At 71.4% G+C, this 24,999-nt stretch carries 25 protein-coding genes, 1 rRNA gene and 1 pseudogene; 14 read left to right on the top strand and 13 right to left on the bottom strand.

Going from position 1 to position 24,999, the window contains the following annotated elements:
- Together rrf and IF89_RS0123235 are read left to right on the top strand one after the other, a co-directional pair.
- Window positions 1-91: ribosomal RNA gene (rrf, locus tag IF89_RS40925) — 5S ribosomal RNA — on the top strand; the annotation flags it as partial.
- Window positions 92-202: 111 nt separating this feature from the next.
- The gene (locus IF89_RS0123235) at window positions 203-763 is read left to right on the top strand and encodes a GNAT family N-acetyltransferase (protein WP_043194297.1); all 561 of its coding nucleotides are present in this window, start codon (window positions 203-205) and stop codon (window positions 761-763) included.
- Here the strand turns inward: IF89_RS0123235 and IF89_RS0123230 are convergent.
- The 6 genes from IF89_RS0123230 to IF89_RS0123205 form a co-directional block, all read right to left on the bottom strand.
- Complete coding sequence (locus IF89_RS0123230) at window positions 760-2,439, bottom strand: type VI secretion protein (RefSeq protein ID WP_030771330.1); 1,680 nt, start codon at window positions 2,437-2,439, stop codon at window positions 760-762. The two genes, IF89_RS0123235 and IF89_RS0123230, sit on opposite strands and share 4 nt — an antisense overlap.
- Before the next feature lie 2 nt (window positions 2,440-2,441).
- Complete coding sequence (locus tag IF89_RS0123225) at window positions 2,442-3,863, bottom strand: ATP-binding protein (RefSeq protein ID WP_030771326.1); 1,422 nt, start codon at window positions 3,861-3,863, stop codon at window positions 2,442-2,444.
- Between the two features lie 19 nt (window positions 3,864-3,882).
- Complete coding sequence (locus IF89_RS0123220; RefSeq protein ID WP_030771323.1) at window positions 3,883-5,445, bottom strand: SCO6880 family protein; 1,563 nt, start codon at window positions 5,443-5,445, stop codon at window positions 3,883-3,885.
- Window positions 5,442-6,758, bottom strand: coding sequence for a hypothetical protein (locus IF89_RS0123215; protein WP_030771320.1), 1,317 nt, complete (start codon window positions 6,756-6,758; stop codon window positions 5,442-5,444). The genes IF89_RS0123220 and IF89_RS0123215 overlap by 4 nt, the downstream gene beginning before the upstream one ends.
- Window positions 6,748-7,578 carry a hypothetical protein gene (locus IF89_RS0123210; protein WP_030771317.1) on the bottom strand — a complete coding sequence of 277 codons (831 nt, stop codon included), beginning with the start codon at window positions 7,576-7,578 and terminating at the stop codon, window positions 6,748-6,750. The genes IF89_RS0123215 and IF89_RS0123210 overlap by 11 nt, the downstream gene beginning before the upstream one ends.
- A gap of 103 nt (window positions 7,579-7,681) precedes the next feature.
- The gene (locus IF89_RS0123205) at window positions 7,682-7,990 is read right to left on the bottom strand and encodes a hypothetical protein (RefSeq protein ID WP_008742356.1); all 309 of its coding nucleotides are present in this window, start codon (window positions 7,988-7,990) and stop codon (window positions 7,682-7,684) included.
- Between the two features lie 612 nt (window positions 7,991-8,602).
- Here IF89_RS0123205 and IF89_RS0123200 point away from each other — a divergent pair.
- The 3 genes from IF89_RS0123200 to IF89_RS0123190 all read left to right on the top strand — a co-directional run bounded on the left by IF89_RS0123200 (window position 8,603) and on the right by IF89_RS0123190 (window position 11,777).
- Window positions 8,603-9,775: an alpha/beta fold hydrolase gene (locus tag IF89_RS0123200; protein ID WP_078628456.1), complete on the top strand. Its 1,173-nt coding sequence runs from the start codon at window positions 8,603-8,605 to the stop codon at window positions 9,773-9,775.
- Window positions 9,776-10,035: 260 nt separating this feature from the next.
- Window positions 10,036-10,662, top strand: a complete 627-nt coding sequence (locus IF89_RS0123195; protein WP_234327843.1) for an RNA polymerase sigma factor — start codon at window positions 10,036-10,038, stop codon at window positions 10,660-10,662.
- Window positions 10,662-11,777, top strand: a complete 1,116-nt coding sequence (locus IF89_RS0123190; RefSeq protein WP_030771311.1) for a CU044_5270 family protein — start codon at window positions 10,662-10,664, stop codon at window positions 11,775-11,777. Before IF89_RS0123195 ends, IF89_RS0123190 begins: the two co-directional genes overlap by 1 nt.
- A gap of 175 nt (window positions 11,778-11,952) precedes the next feature.
- On the opposite strand, the gene IF89_RS0123185 is transcribed toward IF89_RS0123190, so the two are convergent.
- Window positions 11,953-12,771, bottom strand: coding sequence for a pentapeptide repeat-containing protein (locus IF89_RS0123185; RefSeq protein WP_030771308.1), 819 nt, complete (start codon window positions 12,769-12,771; stop codon window positions 11,953-11,955).
- Between the two features lie 52 nt (window positions 12,772-12,823).
- Between IF89_RS0123185 and IF89_RS42300 the strand changes: the two are divergent.
- The 5 genes and pseudogenes from IF89_RS42300 to IF89_RS0123160 form a co-directional block, all read left to right on the top strand.
- Window positions 12,824-13,006, top strand: a pseudogene (locus IF89_RS42300) (LysE family translocator); the annotation flags it as partial.
- Window positions 13,007-13,091: 85 nt separating this feature from the next.
- A complete protein-coding gene (locus IF89_RS0123175; RefSeq protein ID WP_030771306.1) occupies window positions 13,092-13,892 on the top strand; it encodes a thioesterase family protein in 801 nt (266 codons plus the stop codon).
- Between the two features lie 51 nt (window positions 13,893-13,943).
- Window positions 13,944-15,614, top strand: coding sequence for a serine/threonine protein kinase (locus IF89_RS0123170; protein WP_030771304.1), 1,671 nt, complete (start codon window positions 13,944-13,946; stop codon window positions 15,612-15,614).
- Window positions 15,615-15,687: 73 nt separating this feature from the next.
- Window positions 15,688-16,692 carry a bifunctional lytic transglycosylase/C40 family peptidase gene (locus tag IF89_RS0123165; protein WP_107047339.1) on the top strand — a complete coding sequence of 335 codons (1,005 nt, stop codon included), beginning with the start codon at window positions 15,688-15,690 and terminating at the stop codon, window positions 16,690-16,692.
- Window positions 16,693-16,893: 201 nt separating this feature from the next.
- A complete protein-coding gene (locus tag IF89_RS0123160) occupies window positions 16,894-17,622 on the top strand; it encodes a phosphatase PAP2 family protein (RefSeq protein WP_030771294.1) in 729 nt (242 codons plus the stop codon).
- A gap of 129 nt (window positions 17,623-17,751) precedes the next feature.
- Here IF89_RS0123160 and IF89_RS0123150 read toward each other — a convergent pair whose 3' ends face one another.
- Both IF89_RS0123150 and IF89_RS0123145 read right to left on the bottom strand, forming a co-directional pair.
- The gene (locus tag IF89_RS0123150) at window positions 17,752-17,967 is read right to left on the bottom strand and encodes a hypothetical protein (RefSeq protein ID WP_030771292.1); all 216 of its coding nucleotides are present in this window, start codon (window positions 17,965-17,967) and stop codon (window positions 17,752-17,754) included.
- A gap of 77 nt (window positions 17,968-18,044) precedes the next feature.
- A complete protein-coding gene (locus tag IF89_RS0123145; RefSeq protein WP_043194287.1) occupies window positions 18,045-18,272 on the bottom strand; it encodes a hypothetical protein in 228 nt (75 codons plus the stop codon).
- 131 nt (window positions 18,273-18,403) lie between these two features.
- On the opposite strand from IF89_RS0123145, the gene IF89_RS0123140 reads away from it, so the two are divergent.
- Together IF89_RS0123140 and IF89_RS40920 are read left to right on the top strand one after the other, a co-directional pair.
- Window positions 18,404-19,240 carry a hypothetical protein gene (locus IF89_RS0123140; protein WP_030771288.1) on the top strand — a complete coding sequence of 279 codons (837 nt, stop codon included), beginning with the start codon at window positions 18,404-18,406 and terminating at the stop codon, window positions 19,238-19,240.
- Between the two features lie 136 nt (window positions 19,241-19,376).
- Window positions 19,377-19,562 carry a hypothetical protein gene (locus IF89_RS40920; protein ID WP_051807475.1) on the top strand — a complete coding sequence of 62 codons (186 nt, stop codon included), beginning with the start codon at window positions 19,377-19,379 and terminating at the stop codon, window positions 19,560-19,562.
- A gap of 127 nt (window positions 19,563-19,689) precedes the next feature.
- On the opposite strand, the gene IF89_RS0123130 is transcribed toward IF89_RS40920, so the two are convergent.
- Window positions 19,690-20,052 (bottom strand): metal-sensitive transcriptional regulator, encoded by a 363-nt coding sequence (locus IF89_RS0123130; RefSeq protein ID WP_030771282.1) that lies wholly within the window; start codon window positions 20,050-20,052, stop codon window positions 19,690-19,692.
- Window positions 20,053-20,252: 200 nt separating this feature from the next.
- Here IF89_RS0123130 and IF89_RS0123125 point away from each other — a divergent pair, with 200 nt between their 5' ends.
- Together IF89_RS0123125 and IF89_RS0123120 are read left to right on the top strand one after the other, a co-directional pair.
- Entirely contained in the window at window positions 20,253-20,873 is a 621-nt protein-coding gene (locus IF89_RS0123125; protein WP_028797706.1) for a DUF47 domain-containing protein, read from the top strand.
- Between the two features lie 5 nt (window positions 20,874-20,878).
- Window positions 20,879-21,877: an inorganic phosphate transporter gene (locus IF89_RS0123120; RefSeq protein WP_030771276.1), complete on the top strand. Its 999-nt coding sequence runs from the start codon at window positions 20,879-20,881 to the stop codon at window positions 21,875-21,877.
- 127 nt (window positions 21,878-22,004) lie between these two features.
- On the opposite strand, the gene pstB is transcribed toward IF89_RS0123120, so the two are convergent.
- From pstB to pstC, 3 genes are read right to left on the bottom strand one after another with little or no spacing between them, the layout of a single operon-like run.
- Complete coding sequence (gene pstB / locus IF89_RS0123115) at window positions 22,005-22,781, bottom strand: phosphate ABC transporter ATP-binding protein PstB (protein ID WP_030771274.1); 777 nt, start codon at window positions 22,779-22,781, stop codon at window positions 22,005-22,007.
- A gap of 29 nt (window positions 22,782-22,810) precedes the next feature.
- Window positions 22,811-23,893 carry a phosphate ABC transporter permease PstA gene (pstA, locus tag IF89_RS0123110; protein ID WP_030771271.1) on the bottom strand — a complete coding sequence of 361 codons (1,083 nt, stop codon included), beginning with the start codon at window positions 23,891-23,893 and terminating at the stop codon, window positions 22,811-22,813.
- Complete coding sequence (gene pstC / locus IF89_RS0123105) at window positions 23,893-24,885, bottom strand: phosphate ABC transporter permease subunit PstC (protein WP_030771268.1); 993 nt, start codon at window positions 24,883-24,885, stop codon at window positions 23,893-23,895. Before pstC ends, pstA begins: the two co-directional genes overlap by 1 nt.
- Window positions 24,886-24,999 lie beyond the last annotated feature (114 nt).

Genomic DNA, 24,999 nt, shown 5'->3' with positions numbered 1-24,999 from the left:
GCCCGGTTACATTCCGAACCCGGAAGCTAAGCCTTTCAGCGCCGATGGTACTGCAGGGGGGACCCTGTGGGAGAGTAGGACGCCGCCGAACAATCATTGGGGGAAAGCCCCGCACCTTCTGGTGCGGGGCTTTTCTGCGTTTCGGGGGAAATCATGGTGGAGCGCGAGTGATCCGTGGTTAGGATCACCGCCCATGGATGAACTGCAGTACGTGATACGGCCGGTGCGGGCGGACGAGTGGGAGAAGGTCAAGGAGCTGCGGATCGCCGGGCTCAAGGATCCGGCGGCCCCGGTGGCCTTCCTGGAGACCGTGCAGGAGGCGGAAGGGCATCCCGACGAGTTCTGGCAGGGACGGGCACAGGGGGCCTCGCACGGGCGGGCCGCTCGGCAGTTCGTCGCGGAGGCCGCGGCGGACGGGCGGTGGGACGGTTCGGTGACCGTTCTCGTCGAGGAGCGCGGCACCGTGGACTTCTTCGACCATCCCGTCGAGCAGACCCAGGGGCACGTGGTCGGGGTGTTCGTCCGGCCCGAGCAGCGGGGGACGGGGCTGACGGAGGCCCTGTTCACGGCCGCCCTCGAGTGGGCCTGGGGACTGGAGGAGCCGGCGCTGGAGCGCGTACGGCTCTTCGTGCACGAGGACAACGCGCGGGCTGCTGCCTTCTACCGGAAGTACGGTTTCGAGCCGACGGGCCACGTCGTCCCGATGCCGGGGCATCCGGAGGCTAGGGAGCTGGAGTACGTACTGCGGCGGCCCGCGTCCTAGAGGCCGGCTGCGGGCCAGCGGGAGCGGGCTTGTTCGCGGCTGCGGCAGAGGGCGAGGACGGGGAGCGTGTCCCCGGTCAGCAGCTCGGGGAGCTGGGGGATCGGGGCCACGGCCGCCACGTCGTCCAGCACCAGGGACAGTGGTGGGTCGAGCCGACCGTGGGATGACCGTGCGGCCATGCGGCGGCCGTGCTCGACCACGTGAGAGGCGAGTGCGGTCAGCAACGGCATCGCACCCGGGTGGGTGCGGGGATCCTCCAGTGCTTCACCCACCAGGTAAAGGGTTCCCCCTTCGGTGACGAACGATGCCAAGGTGAGGGCATCTGTTCGGTTCGGATTGCAGGCCTCGCGGATGTGGATCGAGGTCAGGCAGGAGAGGGCGCGGGCGGTCAGGTTCAGGGCCAGCTCGCGGCGCTGCGGGTGCGCGGTGAGGGCGCTTTCCAGTTCGCCGGCCGAGCCCGCGGTGGCTCTCGGGTGGGTGCGCAGGATGCGTACCGGGTCCTGGGCGCTGTGGCCCTGAGCCCAGCGGTGGAGTTGCTTGAAGGGGCGGCCGTCCAGGGCGGCGGCCTGGAGCCAGCTTCGCAGGAGCGTTTCAGCGGCGTCGGCGACGGCCTCGTCCATGCGGGCCTGGGGGCGTACGGGGGCCAGCAGGGCGATCGCGCGGGCGGCGGCGGTGTCGCGTTCGGCGCAGCCGTCGGCGGGGTTCCAGTGCATGCGGGCCGGGGTGTCGCACAGGTGGGAGGGGTCGTAGAGGAGGACCGGGCCGAGTTTGGCGCGGGCGTCCTTCGTCTCCGTCCAGAGGGTGGGGGAGGACGTGATGACGAGGGCGGCGCCCTCCGTGTCGGCGAGGCGGCTGGTGGCGGCGTGCAGGCGGTCGGTCGGGCCGGCGTATGTGATGCCGTGGGGGGTGGGGGTGGCTGCCGCGGGGGTGGGGGCGTAGCCGAAGCCGTAGCGGTAGGCGTCGTGGGTGGAGGGCCCGGGGGCGCTGCCCCCGGGCCCTCGCGCCTCGAACGCCGGTGGGGCTGGGTGGAGCGCGGGTGCTGCCGGGTTCGGGCCTCGCAGCGGCTGGGGTGGATGCGGTTCGGTTGCCGACGGGATGGGCGGCGTGGGTGCGGCCGGGCCGGTCGGTGTGGGGTGGGGCGCGGCGTGGTGATGGGCCGGGGCGCTGCCCCCTGGCGCCTCGTACGCCGGCGAGGCTTGATGGAGCGCGGGTGCTGCCGGGCCTGCCGACGGGTGCGGCGCCCCCGGCGAGCCTGCCGATGCCTGGGCTGGATGCAGCGGGGGTGTTGCAGGGGCGGAGGGGTGTTTGGGTGGGGTGCGGCGGGCCTTGGTGCGGGCCACTGCGCCGATGGTGAAGATCGTCAGGACGAGGAGGATCAGTAGCTGGCTGATGAACAGGCCCCAGACGAGGCCCCAGCCCGAGAGGGCCGCCGGGTCGGTGTCGGGCCAGGCGGCCGGGATGTCCTGGGGCTGCGCTATCAGGGCGCGTACGGCCGTCGGGGTGCGGGTGAAGGTGACGGTGTCGGGCCAGGCGCCCTTGGCGAAGAGCGCGGCCAGGCCGGTGGCCGTCCAGACGAGGACGGCCAGGCCGACGAGGAAGGCCAGGAGGGCGACCAGCAGGCCGTCCGGGATGCCGCCGCCGCGCGCGGCGGGTTCCGTGCGTCGTGCGTCGTGCATGGTCAGGCCACCGTGGTCGCGGATCCGGGGCTGCCGCTGCCGCGGCTGCGTTCGATGGACAGGGCGCGTTCCTCCGCTTCGAGTTCGGCGGCGAGGAGGTCGGCGGGCAGGCGGGGTGAGGAGGAGGACTCGGTCATGGCGCGGTCGGTGAAGACCAGGGGGCGTTCGGCTTCGGTGATCAGGTGTTTGACGACCTGGACGTTGCCGTTGACGTCCCAGACGGCGATGCCGGGGGTGAGGGTCGGGATGATCTCCACCGCCCAGCGGGGCAGGCCCAGGACCCGGCCCGTGGCTCTGGCCTCGTCCGCCTTCTGGGCGTAGATCGTTCGGGTCGAGGCCATCTTGAGGATGGCCGCGGCTTCGCGGGCTGCGGCGCCGTCGACGACGTCGGAGAGGTGGTGGACGACGGCGACGAAGGACAGGCCGAGGCGGCGGCCGAACTTCAGGAGGCGCTGGAACAGCTGGGCGACGAAGGGGCTGTTGATGATGTGCCAGGCCTCCTCGACGAGGAAGATGCGCTTCTTGCGGTCGGGCCGGATCCAGGTGTGCTCCAGCCACACGCCGACGATCGCCATCAGGATGGGCATGGCGATGGAGTTGCGGTCGATGTGGGAGAGGTCGAAGACGATGAGGGGCGCGTCGAGGTCGATGCCGACGGTCGTGGGGCCGTCGAACATGCCGCGCAGGTCGCCGTCGACGAGGCGGTCGAGGACGAGCGCGACGTCGAGGCCCCAGGCCCGGACATCGTCTATGTCGACGTTCATGGCGAGCGCGGACTCGGCCTCGGGGTGGCGCAGTTGCTCCACGATGTCGGTCAGGACGGGCTGGCGGTCCCGGATGGTGTCGACGACGTAGGCGTGGGCGACCTTGAGGGCGAAGCCGGCGCGCTCGTCGAGGCCGTGGCCCATGGCGACTTCGATGATGGTGCGGAGCAGCGCGAGCTGGCCGGTCGTGGTGATGGCCGGGTCGAGGGGGTTGAGGCGGATCCCGGAGTCGTTGGCGGCGATCGGGTCCAGGCGGATGGGGGTTATCCCCAGCTGCTGGGCGATGAGGTTCCATTCGCCGACGCCGTCCTCGCCCTGGGCGTCGAGGACGACGACCTGGCGGTCCTTGAAGCGGAGCTGGCGCAGGACGTAGGTCTTCTCCAGGGCGGACTTGCCGTTGCCGGATTCGCCGAGGACCAGCCAGTGGGGGGCCGGGAGCTGCTGGCCGTACAGCTGGAAGGGGTCGTAGATGTAGCCCTTGCCGCTGTAGACCTCGCGGCCGATGATGACGCCGGAGTCGCCGAGGCCGGGGGCGGCGGTGGGGAGGTAGACGGCTTGCGCCTGCCCGGTGGAGGTGCGTACGGGCAGGCGCGTCGTTTCGACTTTGCCGAAGAGGAAGCTGGTGAAGGCGTCCGTCAGCGCTGTCATGGGATCTCGCATGGGCGGGTCTTCCCTCCAGCTAGCGTCGGATGCCGGTGGCGAACGGCAAGGTGTTGACGAAGGCGCGGTGGTGCTCGCGGTCGCACCATTCCAGCTTCAGGTAGGACTTGCCGGCCGAGGCGCGGATGGTCCGCTTGTCGCGGGCGAGGGCCTCCGGTGAACGCGAGGACACCGTGATGTACCCGACCAGGTTGACTCCGGCAGCGCCGCTGGCGAGATCTTCACCCCTCTGGTCGAGCCGGCCGTGGGCGGCGATGTCGCGGGGGTCGACGGTGCGGTTCATCTTGGCGGCGCGGGAGGCGTCGGCCTCGTCATTGGTCTTCTCGGTGAGCATGCGCTCGATGGCGACCTCGGTGGGCTCCAGGTCCATGGTGACGGCGACGGTGCGGATGACGTCGGGGGTGTGGACGAGGAGGGGGGCGAGGAAGTTCACGCCGACGGGGGTCATGGGCCATTCCTTGACCCAGGCGGTGGCGTGGCACCAGGGGGCGCGGGTGGAGGACTCGCGGGTCTTGGCCTGGAGGTAGGTGGGTTCGACCGCGTCGAGTTCGGCGGGCCAGGCGTTGCGCTTGGTCATGGCCTGGATGTGGTCGATGGGGTGGTCCGGGTCGTACATGGAGTGGACGAGGGAGGCGAGGCGGCCCTGGCCGAGGGGCTGGCGGACGCGGATGTCGGCTTCGGCGAGGCGGGCGCAGATGTCGGTGAGTTCGCGGGCCATGACGATGGCGAGGCCGGCGTCGCGGTCGAGTTTGCGGCCCTTGTGGGGGGTGGAGGCGCGGGCGATGGTGACGGCCTCGGCGGCCAGGTCGCGGGTGTAGTGCATGCAGGCGACGAGGTACGCGCGGTGCTGCTCGGAGGAGGTCGACACCATCGACTGGAGCTGGTCGTAGGAGTCGCGCAGCCAGACGGGGGCCCGGGTGTCGCCGCGCTGGGCGACGTCCTTGGCGTGGGCGTCGGGGTCGGCGGGGAGGGTGCGGGCGAGCATCTGGAGGCGGGTGACGAAGCCGTCGCCGTTGGCCACGTGCTTGAGGAGGGTGCCGAAGCGGTCGACGAGGGCTTCCTGGTCCTCGCTGTCGCGCAGGCCGACGCCGGGGCCCTCGATCTCGATGGCGGCGGTGACGGTGCGGCGGTCGGCGTGGAGGAGTACGGCGATCTCGTCGGGGCCGAAGGGGGCGGCGAGCCAGTTGATGCGGCCGATGCCGGGGGGCGGGCCGACCTCGACCTCGCGGCCGTCGGCGGCGCGGACACCGGCTTCCATGGCGCCGGAGCGGTAGGTGGTGCCGCGGCGCAGGGTGCGCTTGTAGCTGCGGCTGATCTCGAACCAGCGGTAGAAGGTGCGGCCCTTGTACGGGACGTAGACGGCGGCCAGTGCGAGGAGCGGGAAGCCGACGAGGGTGACGATGCGCAGGGTGAGGTGGGGGACGAGCAGTCCGCTCATCATGCCGAAGAACGCCCCGGTGATGATGAGGGCGATCTCGCCGGTCTCGCGGTTCTTGCCGACGATCGCGTTCGGCCGGGCGCGGCCGATGAGATACGTGCGGCGGGGTGCGACCGGGTGCAGCTGGTGGGACTGGGTCGTCAACGCCCGTCACCTCCTGTGTTCCTCGTGCTCGAGCTCGTGCGGGGCGGGGGTGCGACGGAGGCGACGGATCCGCCGCCGGCCCCGCCGCCGGAGGCGGGGCGGCTGCTGTGGGCGGCCACGCCTCCGGAGAGGGGGTTGGCGGGGCGGGGCGTGCTGCCGCCGCCGTCGCCTCCGCGGTGGGCGCCGCGGCTGCTGTGGGTCTTGATGCCCTGGGAGACGAGGGAGGCGGGGGAGCTGATGACGGCGGCGGCCTGCGCTCCGTCGGTGGCCTTGCTGCGGCCCGCGCGGGCGGAGGCGATCTCGTCGCCGAAGCCGGGGACGAAGCGGTAGATCATCGCGGAGGCGAAGATCGCCAGGAGGATGATGGAGAGGCCGGTGACGACGGCGGAGAAGGCGTTGGGGCCCTGTTCGCCGGTGAGGGCTCCGGCGAGGCCGAGGACGATGACGATGACCGGCTTCACGAGGATGACGGCGATCATGATGCCGGCCCAGCGGCGGACGTGGCCCCACAGGTTGCGGTCGACGAGGCCGGAGTAGACGACGACGCCGAGGAGGGCGCCCACGTAGAGGAGGGCGGCCCGGATGAAGAGTTCGAGGAAGAGGATGCCGGCGGCGAGGACGGTGACGAGGGCGACGACGATCAGCATGATCGGGCCGCCGCCGATGTCGTCGCCCTTCTTGAGGGCTTCGGAGAAGGAGCCGAAGAAGACGTCGGTCTGGCTGCCGGTGGCGGAGGCGATGACCTCGGTGACGCCGTCGGTGGCGGAGACGACGGTGTAGAGGATCAGGGGGGTGAAGGCGGAGGCCAGGACGGTGAGCCAGAGGAAGCCGATGGCTTCGGAGACGGCGGTGGTGAGGGGGACGCCGCGGACGGCTCGCTTGGCGACGGCGAAGAGCCAGAGGACGAGCGTGAGGATCGTGGACGCGGCGAAGACGACGGCGTACTGCTTGAGGAAGGTGGCGTTGGTGAAGTCGACGTCGGCGCTGCCCTTGACCGCTTCGCTGAGCTTGGTGACGATCCAGGCTGCGGCGTCGGCGCAGCCCTTGGCGAGGGAGGCGAGGGGGTTGAGGGCGTCGGCCGGGTCGCTGGGGGCGAGGCCGGTGCGGGGGGCTCCGCCGCCTTCGCCGCGCTCGCAGTACTCCTTGGCGGGGCCGGCGATCAGCGAGCAGGGGTCTTTGCTCGCGCTCGGCGAGGGCGTGGGGGTCGGATCAGGGGCGGCTGTCGCCCGTGCAGCGAAGAGAACGACCGCGGCCTGGACGGCAGCGGTGATCGCGCCGATCCGTCGGAGCGCGGTTCGGTTGCTACCGGGCATAGGTGAACCCTCCGAATTCGGTGACCGCACTGCCGATCTCGTCGGAGGTGGACACGGGGACGTCACCGGTGACCGGCGTGGGGCCGTCCTTCTGCGAGGTTTCGACCACCTTCCAGTCCGAGCCGTTCCACTTGAGGGTCATCGAGATCGTGAACCAGCTGCTGGTGACGGGGCGCGTGGATTTGTCGCCCGTCAGGCCGAACATGCCGATGCACCACACATCGACCGACGCGGCCCCCGCGGAGAAGTTCTTGACCTTGGCTCCGGCTGGGACGGTGCGGTTGACGAAGGTGGAACCGGTCGGTGCCAACCCGTCCTTGGTGAGGCCGATCTGGGCGAGCAGCCCTGCGGAATAGTCGGCGTCGAAAGCGGCCTTGAGTCTCGTGCGGCTGCTCTCGTCCGCCATGGCGTCCACGATCGAGTGCCGCCGCGCCGGATTGAACATCCCGTCCGAGCCCAGGGCCACCGCGTAGTTGGCGGCGGCCGATTGGGCGCCCTGCTGGTCCTGGGCGAAGCCCGAGGGCAGGCCGCCCTGCTTGCCCGTGACCGGGTTCGTGCCGGTGGCCGCGGTGGAGGTGGCGGACGGGGTGTCGTCGGTGGATTTGGCGTCGGGGGTGTCCGGGGCCTGGTTGGCGAAGGCGATGGCGGCGATGAGGAGGACCACCACGCCGACCACGGTGACCAGGCTGCGGGGGGTGCGGGAGGTGCGGCGGGCGGGGCCGTACGGGTCGGCGGGGGCTTCGGGGAGGCGGGTGCGGGTCTGGCCCGTGCCGCCGACCTCGCCGTAGCCGGCGCCGCCGTACTGGTCGTCGTTGCTCATTCCGTTTCCGCCCCCTCCGCGTCGTTCGACGGTAGCGCTGGTTCCCGCGTGGATGCGGTGTGGTGAGTCCTCATCAGGTCGGGGCCACCGGTGGTCGATCGGGTCAGACGGCCATTCCGTAGACGATCGTGAAGAGCGTGCCGAGGGAGCCGATGATGAAGACGCCCGTGAGGCCGGCCACGATCAGGCCCTTGCCCTGTTCCGCGCTGAAGGTGTCGCGCAGGGCCGTCGCACCGATGCGCTGCTTGGCCGCGCCCCAGATGGCGATGCCGAGGCAGAGGAGGATCGCGACGGCCATGACCACCTCGATCATGACCTTCGCTTCGTTGCCGAGACTGCCGAACGGCCCCCAGTTCGGGGCGATTCCGCCGATGATGGTGGTGATGTCGCCCTTTTCGGCTGCCAGGATCATGTAACTCACCGCCCCTGTAAGGGTAGTTCCGGATGCCCGCTGCCCGACGGCAGGGGTCACGCACTATCTTCGCTGATGAAACCGCCGCCGTCGTCGACTTGTCGGCTCTCTTTACCCGATCTCGCGGCCCGTATCGGGCTTCCGCGCTCTGACCTGGGGCGGGGCTGCCGTCCGGGCGCAAGAACGTGCGGTCACTCTGTGTATCACGGGGGGTGACGCCGGGCAATGACTGTCCTCTCGGCGTACGGGGTGCGGGGCGAGGGGCCGCCGTTCGGAGCAGTGGGGGCGCGTGTCGTTGGGCCGACTCGCTGACATAAGTCCGACATTCCGTCAGTCATCCATACGGGTAACGGATCGCGGGTCAAGCTCCATCTCGTCAGGTGCGGCGACGCGAGGGGTCGAGGATGGGTGCGGTGTGCGGGGCGCGGCCTGTGCTGTGCGGCGCGGCGGTGCGCGGCCGACGCCGCAGCCGGGTTCGGCGGGGCCGCCCGGGGTGCCTGGGCCGGCTGCGCGACCTCGTGCACGGTGACGGCGCGCTGCACGCGGGACGGGGTCGCCGTCGTCCGTCCCTGAGGCCGCCGCGTTGTCAGTGGGGTGCGGCAGGCTGGGGGGATGACGACTCCCTGGACTCTTGCGGATCTCGAGGCGGCCATCCGGGCGGGCTGGTCCGCCGGGACGAGCGAGCCTGCCGACGTCAGCCGGGTGCCGTGGACCGCGGAGAATCCGGCCTGGGGGCAGTGCGACATCACCGCCCTGGTCGTGCAGGACCTCGTGGGTGGGGACCTGGTGCTGGGCGAGGTGTTCCACGAGGGGCGGCAGGAGGGCTACCACTGGTGGAACCTGCTGCCGGGGGGCATCCGGGTCGATCTGACGCGGGAGCAGTTCCGGCGGGGTGAGACGGTCACGCCTGGCCGGGTGGTGCAGCGGCCGGGCGGGCGGCTGAAGCGGCGCTGGGAGGAGTACCAGCTGCTGCGGCAGCGGGTCATCGACAAGCTGGGGCCGCTGCCGGGGGTGATGGTGGCGCGGGACGGGCGGCGCCTTGTCTACACGGACTTCGGGGGGCCGGGGGCGCCGCTGCTGGCGTTGCACGGGCACTTCGGGTCGGGCGCGGACTTCGAGCGGCTGGCGCGTGAGCTGGGTCCGGCGTGGCGGGTGATCGCCCTGGACCAGCGGGGGCAGGGGGATTCCGACCGGGCGGCGGAGTACACGCGGGAGGGGTACGTCGCGGACGCGGCCGCGCTGCTGGAGCACGTGGGGCTGGGCCCGGCCGTGGTGCTGGGGCATGCGCTGGGCGGGGTCAACGCCTATCAGCTCGCCGCACGGCGGCCGGACCTCGTGCGGGCGGTGGTGGTCGAGGACATCGGGGCGGTGGTCGACGGCGACCTGTCGTTCGCGCGGGCATGGCCGCGGCGGGCCGGGACCCGCGCCGGGTTCCTGGCGGGGGTGGGGAGCTCGGCCCCGTATCTGGAGGGGGCGGTACGGGAGTACCCGGACGGGTGGGGGGCCGCGTTCGAGGTGGAGGACATGGTCGAGTCCCAGCGCGGGTTGAACGGTGACCACTGGGCGGACTGGCTACGGGTGGGGACGCCGACGCTGCTGGTGCGGGGGGACCGGAGCGGGGTGCTGTCGGCGGAGCACGCACGGGAGATGACGGTGCGCAGGGCGGGGGTGCGGTTGGTCGAGCTCCCGGCGGGGCACGCGGTGCGGGCGGGGGACCCAGAGGGGTACTACGCCGCCGTACGGGGGTTTCTGGCGCGGGTGGGGGCGGGTGGGGCGAGGAGGTAGGAGTGAGGGCCGGGCCGGTGGTGGGTCCATGGCTGGCGGGGCGGTTCAGGTTGGCTCCAGGGGGCGCAGCTGGGGTGTCGGGGCCGCTGCGGAGGGGCGCGTCTCGACTTCGGGGTGGCCTGTCGCGCCGTGGGGACGGTGGGTCCTCCCGAGGAGGGCGGCCGGGTGGTTCGTAGGGTGGTCGCGGGACCGCGTGGTGTGACGCGGGTCACGGGAACTCCGTCGGGGGTGCCGGACAGCCGACAGGAGTGACCACAGAGATGCGAACACGGGTGCGGTCCGGTGATCCGGACGCCTATGCGGAGCTGTTCGACAGCTACTCGCGCACCCTCTACAACCATGCCTTCCGGATGACCGGGGACTGGGCCGTCGCTGAGGACGTCATGTCGGCGGCCTTCCTGGAGGCGTGGCGGCTGCGCGGCACCGTCGATCCCGAGGGCGGTTCCCTCCGGCCCTGGCTCCTGGGGATCACCACCAACATCGCCCGGAACCACTGCCGCAGCAACCGCCGCTTCCGGGCTGCTGCCGGGGCCGCCGCGGCGGCCGCCGCGGCCGCGGCCGTGCCCGACCACGCCGACGAGGTGGCCGGGCGGCTGGACGACCGGCAGCAGATCGCTGCCACGCTGACGCAGCTGAGCGCGCTGCGCCGGCCCGAGCGCGAAGTCCTCCTGCTGTGCTTGTGCGAGGGCCTGGAGTACGCCGAGGCGGCCCGCGTCCTGGGCATTCCCGTCGGAACGGTGCGTTCCAGGCTGTCCCGGGCCCGTACGAAGCTGCGCAAGCTCGCCGACGCGGAACTGAGGAAGAACGGACGGGAACTCGGGGCCCGGGGCCGACAGACATATGACGACCGCACGAAGGCGGTCCGGTCCGCACAGGAGGGAATCTGATGAACGCCGACCTTTTCCGGCGCCGCCCGGCCGGCCGGGAGGAGAACTCGCTCCCCCTGCCGTTCGCCGAACGGGAACTTCCCGCGGGCCGCCACCAGTTCCACAAGGAGCGACTGATGGCCCAGATCCACGAAGACCTCCGCGCCGCCGATTCCCACGCCCGCCCCGTCCCCGCCCGTGCGGTGAGGCCGCGCAACCCCTTCCTGCGGCGGGCGATCCTCGTGCCCGTCGGGGCCTTCGCCCTGGCCGGGGTGCTCGCGGCGGGGTTCCTGACGTATGTGGAACAGGGCGCCGCGGACGGGGCCGGCTCCACGATCGCCACGGGGCCGGCGATGACCACCCGGATCGGCAGCGCCGACGCCCGGGGCACGGCGCAGCTCCTCGACCGCATCTCCCTGGCGGCCGCCTCGGCGGGGCCGGGGGTGAAGGTGCGTCCGGACCAGTTCATCTACATCGGCAGCAAGACGGCGACGACCTACGTGAAGACCGTGAACGACAAGAGCAGCCTGGTCAGCCAGGAGCTGCACATGCGGCACACGTGGAACTCCCCGGACGGCCTGAAGGGCTGGCTGATCGAGCCCGGCAACACCGGTCCGAAGGGCATGACGCTGGAGGGGAAGAACGAGAAGGGCGAGACGCCGACGCCGTACCTCAACGCGCCGAGCCACAACTACCTCGCCGCGCTGCCCACCGATCCCGACGTGCTGCTGAAGAAGATCTACGAGGAGACGCGCGGCATGGGCAACGGCCCCGACCAGGAGGCCTTCACCACGATCGGCGACCTGCTGCGCGGCAGTTATCCGCCGGTCGAGCTCGCGGCCGCGCTCTACAAGGCCGCGGCGAAGATTCCGGGGGTGGTGACCGTGGACGACGCGGTCGACGCGGCGGGGCGGCACGGGATCGCGGTCGCGCGGCTCGACGAGACGAGCGGGCAGCGGGAGGAGTGGATCTTCGATCCCAGGACGCTGGAGTTTCTCGGCGAGCGGGTGGTGCAGGTGCAGGGGGAAGGGGGCGAGGGTGGGCTGATCAAGCCGGGGACCGTGGTGCACACCACTGCCGTGCTGACGCGGAGCGTCGTTGACCGGATGAAGGAGATTCCGGGGGCGGGTGGGTGAGCCGTGATGCCGGCGCGGCGCCGGGTCGGGGGCCCTGCCCCCGCGCCCCCGCGCCTCAAACGCCGGCGGGGCTGGATGAGGCGGCGGGGCTGAAGGATCGGGGCTCCGCCCCGGGCCCCGCGCCTCAAACGCCGGCGAGGCTGGGTGAGGTGGCGGGGCTGGTGGGGCGGCGGGGTCAGGGCCAGTGGGTGGGGCGGGTCAGGGTTGGCGGGATGCGGGTTTCGCGGGTGCCCTTGGCCGCGTTGAGTTGGGGCTGGGTGAGGAAGACGGCTCCGCGGAGGTCCGCGCCGGCGAGGTTCGCGTCGCGGAGGTCGGCGCCGATCAGGTCGGCCGTGCGGAGGTCGGCGCGGGTGAGGTCGGCGGCGATCAGGTAGGCGCCGCGCAGGTTCGCCCCGCGCAGGTCGGCCCCGCAGAGGCGGGCGCCCATGAGGTCGGCGCCGCGGTGGTTCTTCTTGCGGCCCGGGACCTTGGCGCGGACCAGTTCGCTGGACTTCAGGAGCAGCGTGTTGATCCGTCCGCGCAGGGCGGCGACGTCCAGGGTCGCGAGGGCGCCGGCGTCGGCGCGCGTCCACTCCTCCGTCTCGGCGAGCACGCGGCGCAGCTCGGCGTGGACGGGGGCCGCGTCGGGGAGGTCCAGGGCCTGGTCCACGTAGAAGAGCAACTCGTGGAGCTGCCGCATCACGGGGAAGACGTCGAACATCGCGCCCCGGGACTCGGGGTGGGTGCGCCAGTCGCGGCCGCCGAAGGTGACCTGGGAGACCTGCTGGCCCGCGCCGAAACAGTCGAAGACGGTGCAGCCCGGGAAGCCCTGGTCGCGCAGGCGGGTGTGGATGCCGCAGCGGAAGTCCTGCTGGAGGTTCTTGCAGGGGGTTCCGGCGGGCTTGTTCACGGCGAAGTCGGTGGACTTGGCGAACGGCAGGGCGACGCAGCAGAGCGCGAAGCAGTTCGCGCAGTCGGCTTGCAGGAGGGGCAGGCTGTGGGACACGTCCCTCATTGTCGCCGGTCGGACGCGGTCAGGCGCATCCGGTGGACACCGTCCGGACAGCGGCTCGCTGCGGTCGGGGTTCCTGACCAATGTGCTCAACCCGAAGACGACGCTGTTCGTCGTGTCGACCTTCACGCAGGTCGTCGGTCCCGTTGCGCCGCTGTGGCAGCAGGCGGGGTTGTTGCACCGGGCCATCGGGTCGGTGCTGGTGGGGCTGGGGGTGGGGTTGGGGTTCGCCCGCTGAACCGCCCCCACCGTCCGGCCGCTGACCTCCCCGCGGGGGTCCACGGGGCTGGTGGCTCCGGTTACCAGTCGGTAGCGTGCTGGCCATGGGCACTGCCGAGGGGTTCTTCGAACGACGTGACGTCGGGCGGTTCACCGCCACCGAGTACACGCGGGGGCCGTGGGACGCGGGATCGCAGCATGCGGGTCCGCCGGCCGCGCTGCTGGGGCGGGCGGTCGAGGAGCGGCCCGGCGCGCGCGCGGACATGCGGATCGCCCGGATCACGTACGAGATCCTGCGCCCGGTGCCGATCGGCGAGCTGGAGGTCACCACCAGCGTGCTGCGCTCCGGCCGCAGCACCGAGGTGGTCGAGGCGGCGATCGCCCCGGCGGGCGCCGCGCCCGTGATGCTGGCGCGGGCCCTGCGGATCAGGGTCGCGCAGGAGTCCGTACCGGCCGTGGTGAGCGGGCCGCAGCTGCCGGCGCCGGGTGAGGTGGAGGTGACGCCGTTCTTCCCCGTGCCGTGGGACGTCGGCTACCACTCGGCCATGGAGACCCGCTTCACCGAGGGCGCGTTCGTCGAGCCGGGCCCCGGCACCTGCTGGATGCGGATGAAGGTGCCGTTGATCGCCGGCGAGGAGACCCGCCCGCTCGACCGGGTGCTGATCGCCGCCGACTCGGGCAACGGCATCAGCGCGGTGGTGGACTTCGGGCGCTACGTCTTCATCAACAGCGACCTGACCGTCCACCTGCACCGCCACCCGGTGGGTGAGTGGGCGTGCGTGCAGGCGCGTACGAGTGTGGACGGGGCCGGCATCGGCCTGGCGGACGCGATGCTGCACGACGAGAAGGGCCCGATCGGGCGGAGCGCGCAGAGCCTGTACGTGGCTCCCCGCCGGACGGCGTAGGGCGCCAACCCCCTTGCCGCGCCGCGGAGTCGGTATGGCAGCCTCGTGCGGATGGACGCACTGAGGGGGACCGACCCGGCTCGCATCGGGGAACACACGCTGCTGGCGAGGCTGGGTGCCGGAGGCATGGGCCAGGTGTACCTGGGGCGCTCGCCCGGCGGACGGCTGGTTGCGGTCAAGGTGATCCGGGACGAGATCACCGGGCATCCGGAGGCGCTGGCGAGGTTCCGGCGGGAGGCCGAGACGGTGCGGGCGGTCAGGTCGGCCTGGACGGCGAACCTGATCGACGCCTCGCTCGCGGCCCCGCCGTACTGGCTGGCCACGGAATACGTGGCCGGACCCACGCTGTCCCGGGCGGTGGGGGCCCGCGGGGCCCTGCCGGCGGACACCTGCCTGCGGCTGTTGGCGGCCCTGGCCGAGGGCCTGGCGAGCGTGCACGCGTACGGGGTGACGCACCGGGACCTGAAGCCGCAGAACGTCATCCTCGGCGCGCAGGGGCCGCAGCTGATCGACTTCGGCATCGCCAAGGGGGTCGGGGCCACCGCGCTCACCCAGGACGGGCAGGCCCCGGGCACGCCCGGGTTCACCGCGCCGGAGGTGCTCGTCGGCGGCGGGACCGGCGACGGCAGGGCGGACGTCTTCGCCCTGGGCGCGACGATGGCCTACGCGGCGACCGGGCGCGCGCCGTACGGGACGGGCGACCCGGCGACGGTGAGCTACCGGGCGGTGCACGAGCCCATCGACCTGGCCGGGGTGGAACCGGGCCTGGCGGCGCTGATCGGGGCGTGCGTGGCGAAGGACCCGGCGCAGCGGCCGGATCCGGCGGAGATCCTGCGCCGTTGCGGGGTGCGGGACGCGCTGGTGGACGACCCGGTGTACGCGGGCCTGGGGGCCCTCGGCGAGGCCGTCCCGGTGCACGAGCTGCGGACGCAGGGGCCTGGCCTGGTGTACGGCTACACGCCGACGCAGGCCGCGGTCGCGGCGCCGCTGCCGAAGCGGGTGCGGGCCGGAGTATGGGTGGCCGCCGGGGCCGCGCTGGTCGTCGTGGCCGGTGTGGCGGTGTGGAAGCTGCCGTGGGGGAGCCAGGGCGGTCAGGGAGGCGCGGAGGACCGCGCCGGTGGACGTACACCCGCCGCGCAGACGCCCGCCGCGCAGACACCTGGCGGCGGGCGAAGTCCCGGCGGATCCGCGGCGCAGTCCCCGGCGGGCCCGCCGACGTACATCAGACAGACCGAGCCCAACCTGGACGACTACAACCCTGTGCGCCGCACCTGCACCCGGGACGTGGAGGAGCGAGGCGTCCTGGACTTCCAGACCGCCCTGCCCCGGACCACGGACGACCCGGACCTGAAGTCGGGGAAGGTGCAGATCGGGTACCGGGTCCAGAACGCGCTCCCTGACGTGCCGCCGTACTACGTGGCCGTCGTCGTGAAACCGCAGCACGAGGTCGACGAGAACGGCCTGTCCACGGACGTGACCGACAACCGGCAGCTGGGCTTCGTTGCCAAGGCGCGGGACCTGTACGAAGGTGACGAGGTGGATTGGAAGTACGTCACGTACCCGGATGACTTCTCGATGCAGCTGAACGGCAAGACGGTCAAGGCGCCCCCGCTCTCCCAGGATCCCGGGGGGTGGACGGTGGTGTTCCGGCATGCCGTGTCGGATACGGAACACAAGAGCATCGCGTGCGACGGATTCGACAGTGGGCCGCAAAAGGGATGAACCCGACACGTAACGACGAATCCCAGTGAAAGTTCCGCCCATGGGGGAGGGTTGACGGGTGCGCAGATTTTGGGTGATCAGCGGGATCGGCATCGGGGCGTGTCTGTGCTTCGTCGCCCTCCTCGTGGTCGGCACGTACTCCGCCGCTGCGGGCATCGTGACCGCCGGCGGCCGCCCCGTCGGCCTCGCCAAGGGGGCGGTGCCCGGCAAGTACCAGGCCCTGGTGCAGAAGTGGGGCGTACTCTGCCCCACTCTGAGCCCGGCGATCCTCGCCGCCCAGCTGTACTCCGAGAGCGGCTGGGACCCGCACATCGTCAGTCCCGCCGACGCGCGCGGCATCGCGCAGTTCATCCCGGGGACCTGGGCCACGCACGGGATCGACGGTGACGGTGACGGTGACCGCGACATCTGGGACCCGAACGACGCCATTCCTTCGGCCGCTTCGTATGACTGCGAACTGGCGCGCTACGTGAGCAAGGTTCCAGGGGACCCCGTCACGAACATGCTGGCCGCCTACAACGCGGGACCCGGTGCAGTGCTGCAGTACCGCGGAGTTCCGCCGTACAAGGAGACCCAGGGCTACGTGAAGGCGATCACGACGCTGGCGAAGAGCTTCGCGCGGCCCGTGGGCCGGGTGGCGCCCTCGCAACAGGCGGCCGGGGCGATCTACTTCGCGCAGAAGCAGCTCGGCACGCCGTACCTGTGGGGCGGCAACGGTACGCCCGACCACGGCGGGCGGTTCGACTGCTCGGGGCTGACCAAGGCCGCGTACGAGACGGTCGGGATCCAGCTGCCGCGCGTGGCCAACGACCAGTACAACGCCGGTCCGCACCCTTCGCGGGACGAACTCCTCCCCGGCGACCTGGTGTTCTTCTCCGATGATCTGACGAATTCTCGGGAGATCCGGCACGTCGGGCTCTACGTGGGCGGCGGATACATGATCAACGCCCCGTTCACGGGGGCGGTCATCCGCTTCGACAAGATCGATACTCCCGACTACTTCGGGGCGACCCGGGTGACCAGGGACGGGGCGGAGGCCCTTCCGGAGCGGTCGGCGTCCGGCCGCCCCGCGTCGTAACTCCCCGTGAGGCAAAGGCCCTGAGCTGCGACGACCAGTCACTCTTCGATAACGTTGCCGTGATCATTCGGTGGAGAGTGGAACCCGGTTGCCAGAACGGGCGTTCCATGAACGCGGGGGTTGATCAAGTGGGTGCCGAAGGGGCGCACACCCGGGTGCGCCCGCAGGGGAACCACGGCAAGAGCAAGGGGCCGCGTCACCATGGCTGGACTCACAACCGGTGGGCCGAACGTGGATGTCAGCCTGCTGTACGAGGTCAACGGAGCGGCCCGGCGCGCCCCGGCATGGCTGGACACCGCCGTGAGCCTGGCCGGTGAGTACGGGATCCTCCTCGCCCTGGTGCTCCTGGTCCTGTGGTGCTGGCGCGGTGCCCGCCGGCAGGACGAGAACACCGCCGTCGAGTCCGTCACCGCCCTGGTGTGGGCCCCCTTCGCCGCCGGACTGGCCCTGCTCGTCAACGTACCGCTGCGCGCATTCGTCGGCCGGCAGCGGCCGTTCCACCAGCACGAGGGACTCCAGGTCCTCGACCCCGGATGGGGTGCGGGACTGGGGAACGCCGAGTACTCCTTCGTCAGCGGGCACACCACCGTCGCGATGGCCCTGGGCGTGGGCCTGTTCGTCGCCCACCGCAGGCTCGGCGTCGCGGGGATCGGGCTGGCCCTGCTCGAAGGGCTCTCCCGCGTCTACATGGGCGTCCACTACCCGACCGACGTGATCGGCGGCCTCGCCCTCGGCACGGCCGTGGTCCTCGTCCTCGCGCCGCTCGCGCTGGCCCTGCTGAACCCGCTGGTCCGGGCGGTCGCCGCCTCCCCGCGCCTGGGCGGGCTCGTACGGGCCGGAGGCGCCACGCGGCCGCTGCCCGTCGGGCTCGCGCAGCCGCAGACCCCGCCGGCGGGCCGGCGTACGCAGGACAACGACCTCGCCGCCTGACGGTCCGGCTCCGCGCAGCGGCTCAGCCCGTCCCGTACGCGTCCCACGCGGCGAGCAGCGCGGCCGTCAGCAGGCACAGTGCGGCCACCCCGAAGCACACCACGACCGCCCGGGGACGGGACCGGGGCGTCACTTGTCGCCCGCGTCGGTGTCGGGCTTGCGGCGGTAGCGGGAGCGCAGCCACAGGCCGGTCGCCAGGGCTGCCGCGGCGGTGAGCCCGATGGCCAGGGCCACGTCGGCCGGGCCGTCCGCCGAGCCCACGGGCCTGGCCCAGGCCGCTGCGGCCGGGGCGAACGCGATGAGCAGGGCCCAGAGGAGGGCCGCGAGCCGTGCGGAACCTGGCATGAGGCAAGGGGATCCGCTGCGCAGCGCCCCGGCCAGCCGGGCCGTCCGAACGGGCGAGACGCCCGTCCTGGCCCGGCTCAGGCGCCGGCCGCGCTCTCGTGCCCGGCGGCGTCCTGGCGGGCCAGGTCGCGGGAGCGGCGGGCCGGGCCCTTCCAGCCGCAGGCGCAGACGGCCAGGCAGAACGAACCGCGTTCGGCGGTGGACGTGGGGTGGGCGGTCGGCGACCGGGGCGGCGACTGCGGCGGCCGCGGAAGCGGTACGGCGTCGAGCGCGGGGGCCGGGGTCGCGTCGGGGTGCGGTTCCACTTCTCCACGGTACCGGGGCCGGCGGCGGGCGGGCACGCCGCGCCCCCGTGACGGGAAACCCCGGGCCTCGTTAACCGGAGCGGGTGGGGACCTCGGGCAAACAGCGGCCACGCGTTGGGGGTTGGCAGGCGATGGTGGATCACCGGCACAGGCGGCTGCACGGACGTGCGGCTGAGGTGGTGCTCGCCGCCGGAGTCACCCTGGCGGTCACGGCGGCGAGCGGGTGCGCCGGCGGCGCGGACGCGAGCGACGGCCGGTCCCCGGCGGAGGCAGCGGTGGTGGTCCGCGGCGCAGCGGACGCACTGGCGCGCACGGGCAGCGCCCGGGCCCGGACGGCCATGGAGATGGCCACCGGCGGCACCCGGGTCACCATCCGCGGCGAGGGCGGCGTCGACTTCAAGAAGCGGATGGGGCAGCTCCTGGTGCTGCTCCCGGCCGATGTGAAGGGCGAGGACGAGCACCGGCCCATCACCGAGCTCCTCGTGCCCGGCGCGCTCTACATGAAGAACCGCGGCGCGGGCGTACCGGCCGACAAGTGGGTGCGCGTCGACACGACGACCCTCGCCGACGGGAACCTGGTCACCGGTGGCGCGACCGATCCGCTGATCGCGGCGGAGCTGCTGCGGGTCGCGCAGGAGGTGGTGTTCGTCGGGGAGACCGAGGTGGCCGGCGCCAAGGTGCGGCACTACCGGGGGACCACCGACATCGCGCGGGCCGCGCAGAGCGCGCCGGCGGAGCTGCGCGGGGCACTGGCGGCCGCGGCGAAAGGGTTCAGCAAGGACACGGTGCCCTTCGACGCCTACCTGGACGAGGAGGGACGCCTGCGGAAGGTCAGGCACCGCTTCACCTACGTCAACCATGGCGTGATCGATGTGTCGTCGACCACGCTGCTGTACGGGTTCGGGACGCCGGTGACCGTCGTATTGCCCGCGAGCGGGGACATTTACGCCGGAAAGATCGCCGACTAGTGGGGCGGGCGGGCCGGGAGCGGCGCGATCGGGCCATGGCCGGGTATCCGGAAATGGTCCATCCGTGTCATGCGGCGGGAGCGGCGTCCTCCCTACGCTGAGAAGCCGGGCGCCGGCACGTGATGCGGCATGACCGATGACGGCCGGTGGCCGGTGGCAGATTGAGGTGACAGGCGTGACTCCCGCAGGCGGTACGACGGTGCAGGACCACGTGGCGCTCGCCGAGATCGAACTGTGCGGTGAGCTGATCATCGCCGCGTCCGCGGCCGCCGAGGACCGGTTGAGCCTGGACCGCATCGACGAGGTCCTGCTGGGCAGGTAGCCCGGTAGCCCGGCGCCCGACAGGCCGCGTCCGGCAGGCCGTGGTCGACGGCCGGGGCCCATCGCCCCCCCTGGCCCGGCAGTGCGGTGGCTCCCGCCCACCGCCGGCGGGCGGGGCCGGGAGCGGCTCAGGTGCGCAGGAGCCGCGCGATGGCCTTGGTGGCCTCTTCGACCTTGGCGTCGATCTCGGTGCCGCCCTTGACGGCCGCGTCGGCGACGCAGTGGCGCAGGTGCTCCTCCAGCAGCTGGAGCGCGAAGGACTGGAGCGCCTTCGTGCTCGCCGAGACCTGGGTGAGTATGTCGATGCAGTAGACGTCCTCGTCGACGAGTCGCTGGAGGCCGCGGATCTGGCCCTCGATCCGGCGCAGCCGCTTGAGGTGCTCGTCCTTCTGGTGGTGGTAGCCGTGCACGGCCCCGCCGTCGGGGGAGGCGCCGGGGGTGGCCGCCGTGCCGGGTGCGGCGCCGGCGCCCTCCGCCTCGATGGTCGTCATACGTCCTCCCGTGGTCGAACGAACGAGGGGTGATGTATACCCCTCATGGGTATAGGGTAACGGGCTCGTCCCCGAGGGGCCGGGGGCCCGTGTTCCTCACTCTGCCTGATGGAGGACACTGGGGAACCGCCGGTTAGCCGTGACCGGGGGATGCGCCTAGCATCAGCCTGACCGAATCCAATGCACCCCGAGGACCTCACGTGCGATTTCGTCTGACCCCCAGGGAGACGAGCTTCTACGACATGTTCGCCGCATCCGCGGACAACATCGTCACGGGCTCCAAGCTCCTGATGGAACTGCTCGGAGCGGATTCCTCCGCCCGGGCCGAGATCGCGGAACGGATGCGGGCGGCGGAGCACGCGGGGGACGACGCGACCCACGCGATCTTCCACCAGCTGAACTCCTCCTTCATCACGCCGTTCGACCGCGAGGACATCTACTCCCTGGCGTCGTCGCTCGACGACATCATGGACTTCATGGAGGAGGCCGTCGACCTGGTCGTCCTCTACAACGTCGAAGAACTGCCCAAGGGCGTCGAGCAGCAGATCGAGGTGCTGGCGCGGGCGGCGGAGCTGACCGCCGAGGCGATGCCGCACCTGCGGACGATGGACAACCTCACCGAGTACTGGATCGAGGTCAACCGCCTGGAGAACCAGGCCGACCAGATCCACCGCAAGCTGCTCGCGCACCTGTTCAACGGCAAGTACGACGCCATCGAGGTGCTGAAGCTCAAGCAGATCGTCGACGTGCTCGAAGAGGCGGCCGACGCGTTCGAGCACGTCGCGAACACGGTGGAGACCATCGCGGTCAAGGAGTCCTGAACCTCGTGGACACCTTCGCTCTGGTCGTGACCATCGGCGTCGCGCTCGGTTTCACGTACACGAACGGTTTTCACGACTCCGCGAACGCGATCGCGACCTCCGTCTCGACGCGGGCCCTGACCCCGCGGGCGGCGCTCGCGATGGCGGCCGTGATGAACCTCGCCGGCGCCTTCCTGGGCAGCGGCGTCGCCAAGACGGTCAGCAGCGGCCTGATCGAGACGCCCACCGGCTCCACGGGCATGTGGATCCTCTTCGCGGCGCTGGTCGGTGCGATCGTCTGGAACCTGATCACCTGGTACTTCGGCCTGCCGTCGTCCTCCTCGCACGCGCTCTTCGGCGGCATGGTCGGCGCGGCCCTCGCCGGCGGTACGGAGGTGATCTGGTCGGGCGTGGTCGACAAGGTCGTCATCCCGATGTTCGCCTCGCCGATCGTCGGCCTCGTCGCCGGCTTCCTGGTGATGGTGGCCATCCTGTGGATGTTCCGCCGCGCCAACCCGCACAAGGCCAAGCACGGCTTCCGTATCGCGCAGACCGTCTCGGCGGCGGCCATGGCCCTCGGCCACGGCCTGCAGGACGCGCAGAAGACGATGGGCATCGTCGTGATGGCGCTCGTCATCGCCGACGTCCAGACCGCCGACGACCCGATCCCGGTCTGGGTCAAGGTCGCCTGCGCCGTGATGCTGTCGCTGGGCACGTACGCGGGCGGCTGGCGCATCATGCGCACCCTCGGCCGCAAGATCATCGAGCTGGACCCGCCGCAGGGCTTCGCGGCGGAGACCACCGGCGCCTCCATCATGTTCGGCTCGGCGTACCTCTTCCACGCGCCGATCTCCACCACCCACGTGATCACCTCGGCGATCATGGGCGTGGGAGCGACGAAGCGTGTCAACGCGGTGCGCTGGGGCGTCGCGAAGAACATCATCCTGGGCTGGTTCATCACCATGCCCGCCGCGGCACTGGTCGCCGCGATCAGCTTCTGGATCGTGAACCTGGCGTTCGGCTAGTCCCCGTACGGACCGGACACGAAAGCGGGCCGGCTCCCCCCACCCAGGGGGAGCCGGCCCTCTTTCTTTCTTCCGTCCCGCGGTGGCACCGCCATGCAGCACCGCCGGACGTCTCGCACATCTCGTCCTAGCCGAAGCGGCCCGAGATGTAGTCCTCGGTCGCCTGCACGGACGGGTTCGAGAAGATCCGGTCCGTGTCGTCGATCTCGATGAGCTTGCCGGGCTGGCCGACCGCCGAGAGGTTGAAGAAGGCGGTGCGGTCCGAGACGCGGGCGGCCTGCTGCATGTTGTGCGTCACGATGACGATCGTGAAGCGCTCCTTGAGCTCGCCGATCAGGTCCTCGATCGCCAGGGTGGAGATCGGGTCCAGGGCCGAGCAGGGCTCGTCCATCAGCAGGACCTGGGGCTCGACCGCGATGGCGCGGGCGATGCACAGACGCTGCTGCTGGCCGCCGGAGAGGCCGGAGCCGGGCTTGCCCAGGCGGTCCTTGACCTCGTTCCAGAGGTTGGCACCCTGCAGGGAGCGTTCGACGATGTCGCCGAGCTCGGACTTCTTGAAGTTGCCGTTCAGCCGCAGGCCCGCCGCCACGTTGTCGAAGATCGACATGGTGGGGAAGGGGTTCGGGCGCTGGAAGACCATGCCGACCGTGCGGCGGACCGCGACGGGGTCCACGCCGGCACCGTAGAGGTTCTCGTCGTCCAGCATGACCTTGCCCTCGACGCGGCCGCCGGGGGTGACCTCGTGCATGCGGTTGAGGGTGCGCAGGAAGGTGGACTTGCCGCAGCCGGAGGGGCCGATGAAGGCCGTCACCGAGCGGGGCTCGACGGTCATCGAGATGTCGTCGATGGCCTTGTGGCTGCCGTAGAAGGCGGACAGTCCGCTGACGTCGATTCGCTTCGCCATGGGGGTCACTTCGCTTTCATACAGTCGCGTCAGCGACCGGTCTTCGGGGCCTTCCAGCGGGCGATGCCGCGGGCCACCAGATTGAGGATCATGACGAAGGCGATCAGGACCAGCGCTGCGGCCCATGCCCGGTCGTAGGAGGCGTCACTGCCGACCTTGTACTGCTCCCAAATGTAGAGCGGGAGCGAGGACTGGGCGCCTTCGAAGGGGTTGCCGTTGATCAGCTGCGTGCCGAAGACCAGCAGCATGATCGGGGCGGTCTCGCCGGCGATGCGGGCGACGGCCAGCATCAGGCCGGTGGCGATGCCGCCGATGGCGGTGGGGAGGACGACCTTGATGATCACGCGCCACTTCGGGACACCGAGGGCCAGGGCGGCCTCGCGCAGCTCGTTCGGGACGAGCTTGAGCATCTCCTCGGTGGAGCGGACCACGACGGGCATCATCAGGATCGACAGGGCCATCGCGCCGGCGAAGCCGGAGGGGCCGAAGCCGAGTGCCAGGTTCCAGGTCGTCAGGATGAACAGGCCGGCGACGATGGACGGGATGCCGGTCATGACGTCGACGAAGAAGGTCACGGCCTTGGCGAGGGTGCCCTTGCCGTACTCGACCAGGTAGACGGCGGTCAGCAGGCCGATCGGGGCGGCGATGAGGGTGGCCAGGGCGATCTGCTCGATGGTGCCGAGCAGGGCGTGGTAGACGCCGCCGCCCTCCTCGAAGCTGGTGACGCCGTTCATCGAGTGGGTCAGGAAGTCACCGGTGAGGACCTTCACGCCGCGGCTGATCGTGGTCCAGATCAGCGAGAGCAGCGGGATGACGGCGAGGACGAAGCAGACCCAGACGACGGAGGTCGCGATGCGGTCCTTGGCCTGGCGGCTGTTCTCGACGACCGTGCTGACGGTGTAGGTGATCGCGACGAACAGCAGGGCCGCGATCAGGCCCCACTGGACCTTGCTGTGCAGGTCGAAGACGAGGCCGATGCCGCTGCCGAGGGCGATCGAGAGGACCGCGACGGCGGCCGGGGCCCAGCGGGGCAGGCCGCCTCGGGTGAGGCTGGAGGGTGCGGCGGACCGGGGGGCCTTGGAGGGCCGGTGGTCCTGGAGTGCGTGGCTCATCAGGCGTTCGCCCCCGAGAAGTCCTTGCGGCGAGCGATGATCAGGCGAGCTGCACCGTTGACCAGCAGGGTGAGCAGGAAGAGGACCAGACCGGAGGCGATCAGCGCGTCCCGGCCGAATTCGTTGGCCTCGTCGAACTTGGCGGCGATGTTCTGCGCGAACGTGCCGCCGCCCGGGTCGAGGAGGTGGCCGGAGATCAGGAAGCTCGGCGACAGGACGGTCGCGACGGCCATGGTCTCGCCGAGCGCGCGGCCGAGGCCCAGCATCGAGGCGGAGATGACGCCGGAGCGGCCGAAGGGCAGCACGGACATCCGGATGACTTCCCAGCGGGTCGCGCCGAGGGCCAGGGCGGCCTCCTCGTTCATGCGCGGGACCTGCAGGAAGACCTCGCGGCTGACGCTGGTCACGATCGGCAGGATCATGATGGCCAGCAGGATGCCGACGGTGAACAGCGAGCGGGCGACGCCGACCTGGGTCTTGTCGAAGACGTAGGTCCAGCCCAGGTACTCGTCGAGCCAGAGGTTCAGGCCGGCCAGCTGCGGCACGAGGAAGAGGGCGCCCCAGATGCCGTAGATGATCGACGGCACGGCGGCCAGCAGGTCGACCACGTACGCGATGGGGGCGGCCAGCCTGCGCGGCGCGTAGTGCGAGATGAACAGGGCGATGCCGACGGCGATCGGGACCGCGATGACCATCGCGATGATCGAGCTGACGATGGTGCCGAAGAGCAGGACGGCGATGCCGAAGACGGGCGGGTCGGCCGACGCGTTCCAGTCGAAGGTGGTGAGGAAGTTCCCCTCGTTCTTCGACAGGGCGATCGAGGCGCGGTAGGTGAGGAAGACGGCGATCGACGCCATGATCACCAGGAGCAGGATGCCGGAGCCCTTGGAGAGCCCGGCGAAGATCTTGTCGCCGGCGCGGCCGGTGGACGACGTCGTGCTCGGGGAGACGGGCGGAGCCGTATCGATCTGCGTGGGTGTGGTGAAAGCCATGGTCTTTCCGGTCTGTGTGGGGGCAGGCCCCCTGGCGGCGGTGCACCGGATTCCCCCGGGTGGAGGGGGAGGGCCTCCGGGACCGGCCCGCCCTCCCCCCGGACGGGGGGAGGG

Origin of the sequence: Streptomyces sp. NRRL F-2664 (assembly GCF_000719345.1) — a bacterium.
GTDB lineage: Bacteria > Actinomycetota > Actinomycetes > Streptomycetales > Streptomycetaceae > Streptomyces.
This window is presented reverse-complemented; position numbering and strand designations above follow the sequence as displayed.

Bases quoted from the DNA above. Each gene is read 5' to 3' on its own strand.
- pstA (WP_030771271.1), bottom strand. From the start codon at position 23,893: ATGAGCCACGCACTCCAGGACCACCGGCCCTCCAAGGCCCCCCGGTCC.
- IF89_RS0123170 (WP_030771304.1), top strand. From the start codon at position 13,944: ATGGACGCACTGAGGGGGACCGACCCGGCTCGCATCGGGGAACACACG.
- pstB (WP_030771274.1), bottom strand. From the start codon at position 22,781: ATGGCGAAGCGAATCGACGTCAGCGGACTGTCCGCCTTCTACGGCAGC.
- IF89_RS0123140 (WP_030771288.1), top strand. From the start codon at position 18,404: ATGGTGGATCACCGGCACAGGCGGCTGCACGGACGTGCGGCTGAGGTG.
- IF89_RS0123225 (WP_030771326.1), bottom strand. From the start codon at position 3,863: ATGCGAGATCCCATGACAGCGCTGACGGACGCCTTCACCAGCTTCCTC.
- IF89_RS0123175 (WP_030771306.1), top strand. From the start codon at position 13,092: ATGGGCACTGCCGAGGGGTTCTTCGAACGACGTGACGTCGGGCGGTTC.
- IF89_RS0123200 (WP_078628456.1), top strand. From the start codon at position 8,603: ATGACGACTCCCTGGACTCTTGCGGATCTCGAGGCGGCCATCCGGGCG.
- IF89_RS0123205 (WP_008742356.1), bottom strand. From the start codon at position 7,990: ATGATCCTGGCAGCCGAAAAGGGCGACATCACCACCATCATCGGCGGA.
- IF89_RS0123150 (WP_030771292.1), bottom strand. From the start codon at position 17,967: ATGCCAGGTTCCGCACGGCTCGCGGCCCTCCTCTGGGCCCTGCTCATC.
- IF89_RS0123130 (WP_030771282.1), bottom strand. From the start codon at position 20,052: ATGACGACCATCGAGGCGGAGGGCGCCGGCGCCGCACCCGGCACGGCG.
- IF89_RS0123190 (WP_030771311.1), top strand. From the start codon at position 10,662: ATGAACGCCGACCTTTTCCGGCGCCGCCCGGCCGGCCGGGAGGAGAAC.
- IF89_RS40920 (WP_051807475.1), top strand. From the start codon at position 19,377: ATGACGGCCGGTGGCCGGTGGCAGATTGAGGTGACAGGCGTGACTCCC.
- IF89_RS0123195 (WP_234327843.1), top strand. From the start codon at position 10,036: ATGCGAACACGGGTGCGGTCCGGTGATCCGGACGCCTATGCGGAGCTG.
- IF89_RS0123185 (WP_030771308.1), bottom strand. From the start codon at position 12,771: ATGAGGGACGTGTCCCACAGCCTGCCCCTCCTGCAAGCCGACTGCGCG.
- IF89_RS0123215 (WP_030771320.1), bottom strand. From the start codon at position 6,758: ATGCCCGGTAGCAACCGAACCGCGCTCCGACGGATCGGCGCGATCACC.
- pstC (WP_030771268.1), bottom strand. From the start codon at position 24,885: ATGGCTTTCACCACACCCACGCAGATCGATACGGCTCCGCCCGTCTCC.
- IF89_RS0123160 (WP_030771294.1), top strand. From the start codon at position 16,894: ATGGCTGGACTCACAACCGGTGGGCCGAACGTGGATGTCAGCCTGCTG.
- IF89_RS0123230 (WP_030771330.1), bottom strand. From the start codon at position 2,439: ATGCACGACGCACGACGCACGGAACCCGCCGCGCGCGGCGGCGGCATC.
- IF89_RS0123210 (WP_030771317.1), bottom strand. From the start codon at position 7,578: ATGAGCAACGACGACCAGTACGGCGGCGCCGGCTACGGCGAGGTCGGC.